10 protein-coding genes are annotated in these 14,882 nt (G+C 34.1%); all 10 read right to left on the reverse strand.

Annotated features, from left to right (window positions below; all coding sequences use genetic code 11):
* Positions 1 to 81: 81 nt before the first annotated feature.
* Entirely contained in the window at positions 82 to 1,596 is a 1,515-nt protein-coding gene (locus BUB90_RS12900; RefSeq protein ID WP_073288381.1) for an ABC transporter substrate-binding protein, read from the reverse strand.
* Positions 1,597 to 1,650: 54 nt separating this feature from the next.
* Positions 1,651 to 2,565: a carbohydrate ABC transporter permease gene (locus BUB90_RS12905; protein WP_073288383.1), complete on the reverse strand. Its 915-nt coding sequence runs from the start codon at positions 2,563 to 2,565 to the stop codon at positions 1,651 to 1,653.
* A gap of 51 nt (positions 2,566 to 2,616) precedes the next feature.
* Entirely contained in the window at positions 2,617 to 3,543 is a 927-nt protein-coding gene (locus BUB90_RS12910; RefSeq protein ID WP_084139249.1) for an ABC transporter permease, read from the reverse strand.
* Positions 3,544 to 3,736: 193 nt separating this feature from the next.
* A complete protein-coding gene (locus tag BUB90_RS12915; protein ID WP_073288385.1) occupies positions 3,737 to 5,557 on the reverse strand; it encodes a sensor histidine kinase in 1,821 nt (606 codons plus the stop codon).
* Positions 5,554 to 7,125 carry a response regulator transcription factor gene (locus BUB90_RS12920; RefSeq protein ID WP_073288387.1) on the reverse strand — a complete coding sequence of 524 codons (1,572 nt, stop codon included), beginning with the start codon at positions 7,123 to 7,125 and terminating at the stop codon, positions 5,554 to 5,556. Before BUB90_RS12920 ends, BUB90_RS12915 begins: the two co-directional genes overlap by 4 nt.
* Before the next feature lie 290 nt (positions 7,126 to 7,415).
* Complete coding sequence (locus tag BUB90_RS12925) at positions 7,416 to 8,717, reverse strand: right-handed parallel beta-helix repeat-containing protein (RefSeq protein WP_073288389.1); 1,302 nt, start codon at positions 8,715 to 8,717, stop codon at positions 7,416 to 7,418.
* Positions 8,718 to 8,971: 254 nt separating this feature from the next.
* A complete protein-coding gene (gene hemW / locus BUB90_RS12930; protein ID WP_073288391.1) occupies positions 8,972 to 10,195 on the reverse strand; it encodes a radical SAM family heme chaperone HemW in 1,224 nt (407 codons plus the stop codon).
* A 1-nt stretch (position 10,196) separates the two neighbouring features.
* Positions 10,197 to 12,011 (reverse strand): translation elongation factor 4, encoded by a 1,815-nt coding sequence (gene lepA, locus BUB90_RS12935; protein WP_073288393.1) that lies wholly within the window; start codon positions 12,009 to 12,011, stop codon positions 10,197 to 10,199.
* Positions 12,012 to 12,150: 139 nt separating this feature from the next.
* On the reverse strand, positions 12,151 to 13,524 hold the full coding sequence (gene spoIIP, locus BUB90_RS12940; protein WP_139241766.1) for a stage II sporulation protein P: 1,374 nt from the start codon (positions 13,522 to 13,524) through the stop codon (positions 12,151 to 12,153).
* A gap of 231 nt (positions 13,525 to 13,755) precedes the next feature.
* A complete protein-coding gene (gpr, locus tag BUB90_RS12945) occupies positions 13,756 to 14,694 on the reverse strand; it encodes a GPR endopeptidase (RefSeq protein WP_073288396.1) in 939 nt (312 codons plus the stop codon).
* Positions 14,695 to 14,882 lie beyond the last annotated feature (188 nt).

The following is a 14,882-nucleotide window of genomic DNA, read 5'->3' on the forward strand; positions in this document are numbered from 1 at the left end:
ACTTGTAGGATGTTGCATGGCAATCATTTAGAATTCACTTAATCGCCTTCTTGCAACACCCTATAAGTACTAAGTCATAAATTACTTCGATAAATCTGCAATATAAGCGTCTAACTGTTCTTGAATAACTTGACGAACTTTATCAATACCGGCTGCTTCCATCTTCTCTTTGTATTCTGTAAGTCCTTTCTCCTTATCTGTATAACCTAATTCTAATGGCCACCAATATTGCTGATGAACACTTAAACAGCTTGCATATTCGGTCTCTATTGAAGAAGTATCAATTACAAATGAACGATATTTTTGCGCTCCTACACCATCTTGAATGTAAGCATCCCATTCTTCCTTGTAAGCATTAATTTCTTGTGGAGTTCCCTCTTGGTCACGATTTAAGTCTGTTGTACGTACTGCCCACATAGCTGTGGTTGCATATTTGTCTGTATCAAGAATTTTAAACTGTCCTTCCTCATTAACTTCGTAAGATTCTCCTAAGATACCATAATTAAATGCATCATAAACTTCTTGATCCGTTGTTAATAAGTTCCAGAATGCAAGTGCTCTTTCCGGATTCTTAGCGGTATTAGATATAACCATTGCATCTTGTGTGAAAGATAAGTTAGATACATCCTTAACAAGATTTGAATATTTTAATTTATATTCTGGATGCTCAATTGTATATCCTTGATAAGTATCAACATTATGAACTCTCAAAGCTGCTTTACCATTTCTTAATTTTTCTGAATCCGTATCTGCTAATGCTGACTTGCCAAAGAAACCTTTTTCATTCCAGCGATTCATAATATCAAGAAATTCTCCCACTTTATCATACTCATAGTAAGTATACAATTTAGGATTTTCCTCTGCTGGGTCAATGAACAAGAAGTCATTGGTAGATCCTTTAATTGCATATTGTCCATTGTAATACATCCACATATCATCCAATTCTGAACCTGCAGAATAGATTTCAAGAGGTTCCATTCCATTTCCAGTTGCAGCGACAAGATCAAGATACTCTTCCATATCTTCAAATGTATTCATCTCACCATCCCAATTCGTTCCCTCAAGAATATCAGTACGATAGATTGGGCCATATGCAGAATAGGTTGCTAATAAAGTTGGTACACAATAATAGGAACCGTCAACAACTGCTTGTTGCTTTGCTGTATCGGAATGCTTCGCATAATTATCTGGTGCGTATTTTGGCCATAACTCATCAAGGTTCATAAATGCACCTTTCTTGGCAAGGGAAGAAAAATTCAACCAATTTGCACAGTAAGCCATGTCAAAAGATTCCCCTGATGAGAATAGCAATGGATATTTGTTTGCGTATTCAGCCCAGCCAATCCAGTTAATCTTAAGTGAACAATTCAATTTTTCTTTCAGTATTTTATTAAAGTTTTCATCAACTGTTGCTTGCCCAGCCGGTTCATTACTTATAACATACATAACTAATTCTACTTCTTTTGATGTATCAAGTCCTCCTGTTTCTGAATTACCACTTGTAGCTGTATCTTCTTTTTTACTACAACCTGACAAAGATGCACCTAACATTGTTACTACCATTAACATTACTATTAACCTTTTCATTTTCTTCATAAAAACTCCTCCTTTTTATGTTTGATAAAAGATTGAAATGTATGATCAAATCGGCTATCCCTTTACTGAGCCAATTGTGATACCTTTTACAAAATATTTCTGTACAAATGGATACACAAGTATGATTGGACCTGTGGCTACTACTGCCATAGCTAATTTTAATGTATTCGATGGCATATTTTCCACTTGAATACCTGCTTGACTAGCAATTCGCGCTAACGCTTGTGTACGTTGAAGCAAGTCATATAACATATACTGTAATGGATATTTCTCGGCCGTATTCATAAAGAGCATGGCATTATACCAATCATTCCAATATCCAAGTGCCAAGAATAACCCTATCGTTGCAAGACCTGATTTCAATAATGGTAATATAATGCTTTTGAAAATTCTAAATTCACCAGCTCCGTCAATCTTAGCTGATTCAATTAAAGCCATCGGTATCGTTGACACAAAACTTCTCATAATTAATAAATAGAATACATTTAACATGCCAGGTAAAATCAATGCAAGGTAGCTATCTTTTAGGTTTAAATATTGTATGTAAAAGATATATGTGCTTACCATACCTCCATTAAATAATGTTGTGAAATAAAAGAAGAAAGAAAATTGATTCCTATACTTAAAATCCTTTCTACTTATTACATAAGCTGCCAAACTAAGAACGATTAGTCCAACTGATGTTCCAACTACTGTTATGAATATGGATACTCCATATCCACGCAATATAGTTAATGGCGTCTTAAAGACTAGACGATATGCTTCTAACGAAAAATCTTTTGGAAACAATCCATATCCAGTAAATCGTATTGCTTGTTCTGATGAAAATGAGCCTGAAGTTAATACAATAAATGGTAGTAAACAAATTAATGCTACAAATCCAACAAGTATATAACTCGTTATATCAAAACATATTCTAGCTGATCCTCTCTTGATTTTCTGCGACTTCACCAATGGAACGCTATTCATAAAATCCCTCCGTTCTTTTCCTTTTGTTACCTATACGATTCATATCAATTATTAAAACAAAGCCAAATCTTTATCAATTTTCTTGACAACCTGATTAACAACAATAATGATTATAAAACATAGAATTGATTGATAGAATGTAGCTGCTGCTGTCATTCCAAGGTTCGAATTCTGCATTAGTGAGCGGAATACATAGGTATCAATTACATCTGTAGCATTATAAAGTTGCCCATTGTTCCCAACAATTTGATAAAACATCTCGAAGTCGCCTCGTAGTATACGTCCAACCTGTAACAAAAGCATTGTAATAATAGTAGGTTTAATACTTGGTAAGGTTATGAATTTAATTCTTTGGAAGATATTCGCTCCATCAATCTCAGCTGCTTCATAGCATTCTCCATCAATTCCTGTAATTGCTGCAATATAGATAACCGAATTATAACCACACCATTTCCAAGAGTTAAATAAACAAATGATGATTGGCCATACTCCTGGCATTGAATAGAAATTAACGCTTTCATGTCCTAAGGATTCCAAAATACTGTTCAATAAACCAGTTTCATAATTGAATAAGTTATACACGAAGGTTCCTACAATAACCCAAGAGATAAAATAAGGTAAAAAAATAACCGATTGTGAAATTTTCTTAAAATACTTCCCTTTCATCTCTGTTATGGCAATTGCAATAAGAATTGCTAATGCCTGTGATGTAATAAGATTTAGCACATTATATAAGATTGTATTTTTAGTGATTAACCATCCTGTACCTGATGAAAATAAGTATCGAAAATTTTCAAATCCGTTCCACGCACTCCCAAATACTCCTTGGTCAAATCGATAGTTCTTGAATGCTAATACTAAACCAGACATAGGTATATAGGAAAGTACAAATATTAGAATGACCATTGGTGCAATCATAATAAATAATGGTCTATTCTTTTTGAATTCATGTACAAAACTACTAAAATATTTCATCATATTTTACTTCCTCCTTGTTATTATGTGTACTTCAATCAAGTTATCTTTATTATATACGTTATTTTGCACAAAGGTAATATGATAAAACTACGATTTCACTGACAATCCTGTGAATTTAAAATGCTCTGATGAAATCTTTTCCATGTTTACATTAAACACTTTAAAGATAAGTCATCAGAGCACTCTACCTATACTATATTCCTAGTTGTTCTGCTTCTTCCAGGGACATACCTGGAATCCTAACCGTAACACAAGTACCTACACCAACTTCACTCTCATATGATATTCCGTATTGCTCACCATAGTATAACTTTATTCTAAAATTAATATTCTGCGCACCATATCCATGAGCAGCAGTATAGGTATTCTTCTGTAATATTTGTTCCATCTCTTCCTTTGTCATCCCTGGTCCATTATCTCTTATTAGAAAAACAATATCTTGATTATCTTCAATTACCTCGATGATAATGTGACACGATTTTATTGAACTATCTTTTGCTATCCCATGCATAATTGCATTCTCTACTAATGGCTGTAAGATAATATTAATACATCCCTGCTCTAATACCCTTTCATCCACTTTCAAATCCAGGGTTATGGCTCCCTCAAAATGATAATTTTCAATTTTCACATACGCTCTAACATGTTCTAACTCATCGGCAATCTTAACCATCTGCCGCCCCTTATTCAAGCTAATTCGATAGAATTTTGCCAGACTTTGCACAATAGTTACAATCTCATCGGCTCCATGATCTCTCGCTTCCCAATTAATCAAATCTAAAGTATTATATAGAAAATGAGGATTGATTTGCGCTTGTAATGCCTTCAGTTCTGCCGATTTCACATTTTGTCCTAACTTATACTGCCGTATCATTAAATTGCGTAATTCCTGCGTCATATAAGTAAATTGAGATAGTAACTGACCAATCTCATCACTTTCCTCTTCCACTTTCTCCATGATACTCCAATCTCCATTCTGAAGCTGTGTCATCTGGCTACTTAGGAAGGTTAACCGCTTAGTATAATAACGCGCCAAATTATATGAAATTAATACTACGGCAGGGAAGATTACAAGTACAAACATTGCGAAAACTTGTAATACCACATTACTCTCCTGATAGAAATCCTCTTTATCAATTAAACTAACAAGCGTCCAGCCAGCGCCTTCAATCGTTTGCCGTCTAACTAGATACTCACCCTTGTTACCATATTTAATATCTTTCCATTCTTCTTTTCCTTCTGGAAAAGTCTTATTGTCTTCTGCTATTTGTATATAATGTGTATCCTCCTGATTCGAGGTTACTATTATCTCTTCTCGATTATTGATTAAGTAACTAAACCCTTTTTTCGTTATATCTGAATTTTTAAGTATATTCTCCAATTCCTGTACCGCTACACTTACTCGAGCAATACATTGTATTCCATTCCGATCGTAGATTGTTTTTAATAAAGCCACCTGTTTAACTGGTTTAGCCGAATTACCTACTAACACATCTTGTGCATCTGTAAAATAAACTGCTCCTCCCATTGCCGATGAAAAATAATCCCATTCTTGTATATCTGGTAATTGAGAAATCGGATAAAAGTGATAGTTATTGTTTGCATAAATCAAAGTATCGGGTACATATAACGCACAATTATATAATCCATTGGATAAGTCAATGGATATAATTATCTCATCTAGTTTCCAATACTCTCGGTACTGATCAGCAGATTCTTCTAATTCAAAAACACCTTCGCGCAACACTTCATTCAATTGTTTATTGGATCCCATTAACAGTTGAACATAATTCATATTCTGCACATGATTTTCAAGATAAGAAATCGCTTGTTCATAAGATTGATTTGCTGAATATACAATTTGTCTGGCATACTGGAGAGATATAATCTTATAACTAATTATTGATAATACTAAGGCAATTGCTAGTAATGGAATTGCATAGGACATCGTCATCTTTGTACGCATACTGCGATGACGAAACCAAGCTTTACTAATAATAGTTCGTGTTTTCAAGAAAGCTCCTTCTCCCTGTATTCTGAGGGTGTCATACCTATTAAATTCTTAAAAATTCTTGCAAAATAAGCCGCATCTTCATATCCTACTCTATCTGCCACATGGTATAACTTTAAATTAGGTTCCATTAAAAATGCCTTTGCATATTCCATACGGATCTTTGTTAAGTATTGATTAATCGTTAGCCCTGTATCTTGTTTGAATAAACTTGACAGATATGTAGGTGTTAAAAAAACTTCCTCAGCTAATCGGTTAATATTAAGTCTACTTTCCTGATAGTGCCCATGCATATATGTAATTACTTGTTTAATTATTGGATTATTACATCTACATTCCATATAATTATTATCAAATGTACGTCTAATATATTGCAATAGTAATGCTTTAATCTCCTCTAGTGTAGTAGCTTGTTCAAGAATATATATATATTCATCTCTTGGCATACTTCTTCTATAGCCTATACCTAATTGATTCTTCTCTTCCGCACGTATATCGTTATAAATCATTAAACAGGAATTTCGAACAATTGAATTCAAAGCAACTCGTCGTTTTATCAATTGCTCAAACAATCCATTAATCACCTGCTCCATCGCTTGTAAATCCTTCTTTTGTATTGCAACACGCAGTGCCTTCTCCTCATCTGGCTCCCATTCTCCTTGCCATTCCTCACAATTTTCTAGGTAACAGGCACTTGTACCATATCCTTTAAAGGCTAAACATTGAGCAGCTTGTAAGGCGAACTGATAGGAACATACTAACTCACTGGGATCAGTACAAAACTTACCGATTGCAAGGAAATGTAGATGTTCCTTATCGTGTCTATCTGCTAGTGTACACATGCTTTTAAGAATTTGTCCACGATCTTCTAATTGTGTTCCTTCCGTAGCTAAATATAGAATTAGGGTTGTATTATCCCAAAAATCCGCATGGACGATTACTCTCATTTCCTTTTTGTTCAATTCAATTGTACTTAAATACCATTCTTTGATGTACTCTGGTTCTGTAGACAAACCAGCCCATTTGATAATACATATTCTGAATCCATTACATCTTTCATTCCAAAGTCCTGCCATCTTTAATATGGTTTCACAATCTCTATTGTTACGTTCCCTCAATAAGGAGAAGAATGTCTCATTCTTCATATGTAATACACTTGTTTCATAATTCACTTGCATGTTTTGTTGTTCACATATCTTATTATGACGTTCTACTGCTTTACAAATAGCCTCTGATAATTCTTCTAGTATAATTGGCTTCTCTACATATTGTATTGCCTCTAGTTCAATTGCAGCTTTCAGATATTCTTTTTGTGAATAACTACTAATAAATATAATTTGGCAATTAGGTAATCGTTTCTTTAGAGAGCGACACATATCAATTCCATCAATACCACGCATCTTAATATCAGATATAATAATATCTGGTTGATAGTCATCACTAATTTCTAGTGTCGTCTCTGCATCTTCTTCACTACGTATTTCATCAATACCTAATTGTGTCCATGGCATATGCTTTAATAAGCCTTTTCTTGTAATAGCTTCATCTTCTACTAATAATGCTTTGACCATTTTTTTACCTCTTGCTTGTAAAACCAAGCTCCATTCATCGGGGTCATGATGGAGGGTCTACAAATTATTTATAGTTTTTAGCTACATTTTATGTACACGCACCTCATCTATAGTAATTATTATATCATTTATAAATTCGTCTTACAATCCTTTTGTATGTTTTATATATTTTCAGGTTTATTTTTTACATTTTTTTATATATTTCATACAAACCCTTGTATCAATCAATGAATATACTAAAAGAGCTATTAGCATACACTAACCAGAATGCTAATAGCTCTCTATAAATTCTATGACTTCAATGGAATCTTTTCCGTATTATTCTTATATTCATTGTATTCCTTACTATATCGAATAAAATATTCATCACCATCAATTAGTTTATTATTCTTCATAATTTCTATACAAGCATCGCTAATAAAACTATAAATGATGTCGTACTCATCTCCATCCCCGATATTCTTCCATGGCATAATCTGTATTGGTCTCGAAACACTCTTAAACAAATTATCTGAAATCTGCGGATTAATGACTCCACTTATAAGAATGGCACGTAGCCCATTTTTCTTGTTTCCTACATTGGTAATGGTATTACCTTTAATAATTGGTTCTTTCCAATTCATAATACGAATTGCATCTTGGTCACAATTCGTAATCGTATTGTTAAGAATTTGCACATTCGTATGTAATTCATTCTGTGAATACTTATGTGTTCCAATGGAACGCTCTAAATTCTTGAATGTACAATTAGATATTATTACATTCTCATTAGCAGTTTTATCGTACGAACTCCAATCTGCGTGAAATCCATTAGTACTCTTATCAGGTGTATCCAAATTTATTGCTTCCTTATTGTTATTATAAGAATCCTTATGATTCTTGAATGTACAGTTCTTGACTATTACATTCTTCGACGCGTCCATCTCAATAAAGTGACCACTATACATGTTTTGAAAGGTTATTCCCGTTATCTTAATATTACGATTATGACACATCATAATTCCAACCGCATCTTCATCGTAATTCATATCTATACTTACTGTACCTTCTCCGATTAATGATATATTCGATTCACCATTATACTTCTTATACACACCTTTTTTGCTGCTTTTTGAATAACCACAAAACTGAAATATAGACTTTGATGCCGTGAATTTACTTGTTCCCGATTTTTTCCCTTTAACAATCTTAACACCGTCCTTTAATTTAATTGTTACATTGGACGGCACATAAAGCGTGTTCGTAATCGTATAGGTCCCCTTCGATAACTCTAAAGTACCGCCTCCTTCTTCTTCAAGTTTTTTTAGGTAAGATAGAAGTGTATAATAATGTTTCGTATATTTATTATAAGTAGTATATTTCGCTGAAGAATCGCATGGTTTTGTGCTCGTTGTGATCTTATATACTTTTCCACTTGCTCTAGCAGATATTGCAATATGGATATTCTGAATTAGAATACATGCAATCAATATAGTAAATAGTAATATAAATTTCTTTCGATATTTTTTATAGTAACCTTTGTGCTCATAATCATCCTGACACTTATTAACACTTCCTTGATGGTTACCAACAAGTTTTTTCTTATGTATCATTATAGTCAGTCCCTTCTGTCAATTCATACCTCTTATTATTATATCACTGGTAGAGATAATTGTGTGAAATTATACTACAATTAGTAAATATTATCTATTCTATAAAAAATATAAATAATATGTTCAATCACAAACTAGCAAAAAGACAATCTTCATGGTTCTTATACGGATTAACGGATATTATATATCCCAACTCCACACACAAACCTTTTAAAGATTGTCTTTTAGTATAGCATATTTTTTGCATTTATAATCTATAATAAGAACTCTGACATTACATAATTACTTAAGTCAATACCACGTTCTGTTAAGATAAGATGATGGTCCTTAATAACTAATAATCCGTCTGATACCATCTCTTTTACAATTTTTCCATAGACCTTGTCAAATTGAACTTCAAATTGCTGTTCAAACTGATTCAGATCTACCCCCTTCATCATTCTAAGACCTAAGAACATACACTCTTCCATCTGCTCTTTTAACGTAAGTTGTTGTGACTCTTTTCGTGCAAATCTTCCATTGAAAGAGACACTGTTTTCTTTCTGAACTCCTATTCCTTCTTCTATATATAAAGCCAAATCTTCTTCATTATGAAAACGAGTATTATTTAGACAAGAAGATGCTCCTAAACCGAAACCGATATAATCAATACGCTCCCAATAAGAAGAATTATGCTTACTTTCAAAGCCTGGTTTAGCATAATTAGATATCTCATAACGTTCATATCCAGCTTCTCTAAGAAGTTTCTTAGTAAGATAATACATTTGCCTGTCTTCTTCTTCCGCCGGCAACTCACTACCATCCGCATAACGCTCAAAAAAAGGCGTGCTTTCTTCAATAATTAGACTATAGGCTGATATATGTTCGGGATTTAGTTCTATAATAGTCTTTAGTGTACGTTCCCAAGTATCAATAGTCTGCCCGGGAAGGGCAGACATAAGGTCAATATTGATATTAGTAAAACCGCTTTTTCTAACAAGATGATAGTTTTCTTCAAACTGATCATACGTATGAATACGTCCAAGTAGCTTTAATTCCTTATCATTCACAGACTGTAATCCCATACTAATACGGTTAATACCAGCCTCCTTGTATATAAGTAGTTTATCCTTAGTTAAAGTTCCTGGGTTTGCCTCTATGGTAATCTCTATCTTATTATTGTCTTGCAATGTTTGCTTAGTATTCTCATCACCACTATAGATATTCTCTATTTCAAATACTTCATACACCATTCCTAGAATTCTTCTTATATCCATTGGATCAATACTGCTAGGTGTCCCTCCACCGATGAATATAGTTCGAATATAATACTCCTCATTAAGGTAGGAATATTCTTTGATTTGTTCAATCAACGCATCTACATACCGTTTCTTATTCTCATTACTTGATGGGCCTGATAAGAAATCACAGTAGGCACATTTGGCCTCACAAAAAGGAATATGAATATAGATTCCTATAGGATTTCTATTCTCTACCATTCTATTCTTCATCTAACTTTAATACGCTCATAAATGCACTTTGTGGTATCTCTACATTACCAACTTGTCGCATTCTCTTCTTACCTTCTTTTTGCTTCTCTAGAAGTTTTCTCTTTCTTGAGATATCACCACCATAACATTTGGCAAGTACATCTTTACGCATCGCTTTAACAGTTTCTCTAGCGATAACCTTGCTACCGATTGCTGCCTGAATTGGAATCTCGAATAATTGTCTTGGAATCTCATTCTTTAATTTTTCACACATCTTTCTACCACGATCGTAAGCAGTTTCTGCATGAACGATGAATGAAAGGGCATCCACTTCTTCCTTATTAATAAGAATATCAAGTTTAACAAGTTCAGATTTTTCGTAACCCTTCATATCGTAATCAAAAGAAGCATATCCTCTTGATCTTGATTTTAATGCATCAAAGAAATCATAGATAATTTCATTAAGCGGTAACTCGTACTTAAGAAGGGCTCTTGTCTCTTCCATATATTCCATACCAAGATACACACCACGTCTTTCTTGGCATAAGGTCATAATAGCACCAACGAACTCGGTAGTTACCATAATCTCCGCATTAACAATTGGTTCTTCCATATACATTATCTCAGATGGATCTGGTAAGTTTGATGGATTAGTTACGTCTATTACTTGTCCATCCGTTTTATGAACTTTGTAGATAACACCTGGTGCTGTTGTTACAATATCAAGATTATATTCTCTTTCAAGACGTTCCTGAATAATCTCAAGATGTAATAATCCAAGGAAACCACAACGGTATCCAAATCCAAGTGCAACTGATGTCTCTGCTTCAAATTGTAATGCCGCATCATTAAGTTGTAACTTCTCTAATGCATCACGCAAATCGCCATACTTAGAGCCATCAGCTGGATACATACCACAGTATACCATCGGATTAACCTTCTTATAACCTGGAAGTGCTTCTTTACATGGATTATTCGCATCGGTTACGGTATCACCTACACGAGTATCTTTAACATTCTTAAGACTCGCTGTGATATAACCAACCATACCTGCAGATAATTCATCACAAGGGATAAACTGACCCGCACCAAAATAACCGATTTCAACTACATCTGCAATTGCTCCAGTTGCCATCATCTTAATCTCAGTACCTCTCTTAACCGAACCTTCTTTCACACGACAGAAGATAATAACACCTTTATAAGCATCATATACAGAGTCAAAAATCAATGCTTGTAACGGTGCGTCTGCATCACCTTGTGGAGCTGGAATCTTCGTTACGATTTGCTCTAATACCTCTTCAATATTGATACCATTCTTTGCCGATATAAGTGGTGCATCCCAAGCCTCTAAACCAATAACATCTTCAATTTCATTCTTAACACGTTCTGGTTCCGCACTTGGTAAGTCAATCTTATTGATTACAGGCATGATATCAAGATCATGGTCAAGAGCTAGATATACATTAGCAAGTGTCTGAGCCTCAATACCTTGCGCTGCATCAACCACAAGAATTGCACCTTCACAAGCTGCAAGACTTCTAGATACCTCATAGTTAAAGTCAACGTGTCCTGGAGTATCAATTAGGTTAAAGATATATTCTTCTCCATTGTTGGCTTTGTATACGATACGAACGGTTTGCGCCTTAATTGTAATTCCTCTTTCACGCTCAAGTTCCATGTTATCAAGTACTTGTGCTTGCATCTCTCTACTAGTGAGAAGACCCGTCTTCTCAATAATACGGTCAGCTAATGTTGATTTACCATGATCGATATGCGCAATAATACAAAAATTTCTTATTTTACTCTGGTCAATATGTGCCATCTATATTCCTCCTGAGCCCAGAATGATGATGCTAATTTGACATCATCATTCTATAATAGGCTTATTATCCATATTACTATGAAGCATTATATCATAGGAACCTAGTAGACACAAGAAAATTTGCATGTTCTCTACTGCACTACTTTGTTGTAGCTGGTGTCTGTGTGGTATTTCCAGATAATACTTGATAGATGACTTTTGCGAATGGTTCCATTGCGTTCTTTGCCTCTTCTACCGTATTATTCGCAGTTCCTAATTCTACCAGCGTAGCTCTAGGCAACAAATGTAGATTGTATCGATAACTCTTAAGATATATTCTCTTCATTAATGTCGGATATTCTTTCATAGCTTGCAGTTCAAGTTGCAAACTGAATGCTAAATTGCCTATAAGATTTTCATTTGGGATATACTTATTATCACCATTTGCATTCCTACTCAGCCCATTGAATAGCATAATTTGTGCTGTGTCTTTGCCTCCTATTTGGGTCACTCTTTTTTCACCTTCATCACGATGAAGGTCAATAATCACTTTAATAGAAGGATTCTCTTTCAATATTTTCGTTACTCCTTTAAGGGAATAGTCATAGGCTTTTGTTCCTCTATCAAAAGTTCCTCCCATCATATCGTAGATACTTGTATCATGTATTACATTAATTCCATACTGTTCTTCTAAAATCTCCGTCAAACGCTCTCCAACTCCAACTATTGTATCCTCTGTTTTGTTCTTCCTACTATCCGCAAACGCTTCCGATGCATGGGTATGATAGATTAGTACTTGTGGTTTATCAGAGTTTATAGAGATTGTCAAATCTTTATCTAATAATTTATTCACATCAAATTCGTTCTTAGTTGTATAAGTAGTTTTATCCACTATATAGAAATTCTTGATTAGATATGTATAATCCCTTGAACTTTCAAGGGTATGAATCTTATTCAACAGACTATTATTCGCTACCGCTGTAGAACTTGCTGTTGTAGTATCATCTTCATAGTAAGAATCACGTGGATTTCCTTCCACATCAGAAAGTTCACTATCCACTAAAAGTTCACTATTATGAGTAGAATCATCCTCACCAAAGCCTGCGTTCCCATTCATGAAACTATCACTGGTCATTAACTTCATTACTTCAATAAATTCGTTATCTGTCTCCTCAACATCACCATTCATAACCATCTGCATCTTCTCTGAAATTGTATACTGCTGAATCGGAAACATGCTTGTCATAAATTTGAATATAGGATTACTATCTTCTAGTTCAGGTAGGACAGCCGACTCTACTATGTATGATAGATAATTCGATTGTTCTTGGTAGAGTGATAAACTAAAATCGCTTATCATCTCTTCTATAACCTCTTTAAATGTGTCTGAAAAATCGGTTTTTGTGGTTACAGCACAACATTTTATAATAATTATAATTGCAAAAAGTGATACTATAATCCAAAACACCTGATGCAATGAATTCCACATACTCCTTCTATCAATCTTCATATTCATATTCATATTCGTTTTCATATCCCTTCAAAAATCTGCAAAAATCTTACCTTAACACTCCCTCCCTTGTTCATTGTAATTTATTAAAATTCCTTTCTATATTATATTCTATGTATCTAGTATTATTCGATGAACCGCATTCTATTAATCTTAACAAAACGTCTTTTCGTATCCTTTAAAAATTGCGAAATTCAACAGAATACGGTAACATAACCTATATTCGTAATTGAGTTTCGCAATTGCTTGTCTGTATTATATGGTTTGACAAAAGCATTGATTGAGTGCTTCGGAAATCGTATAACTGATTCTCTTTACCGCATCATCAATTCCTTTTGGGGTCACGAACATATTACAAACCATCTTTTCTCTTACTTCTTCCATGAATTTATACATCTCCTCCTCCGAGAATCCTTTTCCATCTAAGAATCTCTCTAGCGTGTCATTCACTATTGTGGCACCATCCACTACAGTAGGAACACCGATAGCGATTACTTTCACTCCAAGGCATTCTTCGTTCAAAGCATTTCTATGATTACCAACACCTGATCCAGGACTAATTCCAGTATCTGTGATTTGTATCGTCGTATTCAATCTTGATACACTCCTTGCTGCTAATGCATCAATTGCAATAAGGCATTTTGGTTTTGTTTGCTTGATTATTCCCTTTAGAATCTCGCTAGTTTCCATACCCGTTTGACCCATTACCCCAGGAGCAATCGCACTCATAGATTCCATTTGATTTTTCTTCTTGAATTCCTCTCCATATTCCCTAATAAGATGTCTTGTAACAAACAAATTATCAACTACCTTTGGTCCAAGTGCATCTGGTGTAACTTCACGATTGCCAAGTCCCGCAATAAGTACCTCTCCTTCCTTATCCTCCCCTAGTAGTTCTTTAATATATTTAACGATTTCGTCTGTTAATGGTTCATGATAGGTTTCGTCATCTTCTTGAAGGCGAGGTGCTTCTATCGTAATATAGGTCCCTATAGGTTTCCCCATTGCTGCTTGTCCATGCTCATCTTTAATTATTACTCTTGTTATCTTAATATCTTTATCTTGTACATAATCCTCTTCTAATACTACACCAGATACCTCAACATTATCTTCTTCAAAACTTTCTCTTACTTCTAATGCAAGGTCAGTTCTTGCATTACAATTTGCACTACTTCTCTTTATTTCTTCTTTCATCGTTATATAATCCTTTCCTTTATTCAATGATTTACTCAGAATTGTGTCAAACTCATAAGTATTTAGCAGTATAAACATATATTTTTTATATTTTTCACATACTAAAGGTTATCAATGGACATCCACAGTTTTTCCTATAAATATCGAAATTATGTATTGACAGAAATTCGTTCTTATACTACAATATA

Source organism: Anaerosporobacter mobilis DSM 15930 (assembly GCF_900142955.1).
Lineage (GTDB): Bacteria > Bacillota > Clostridia > Lachnospirales > Lachnospiraceae > Anaerosporobacter > Anaerosporobacter mobilis.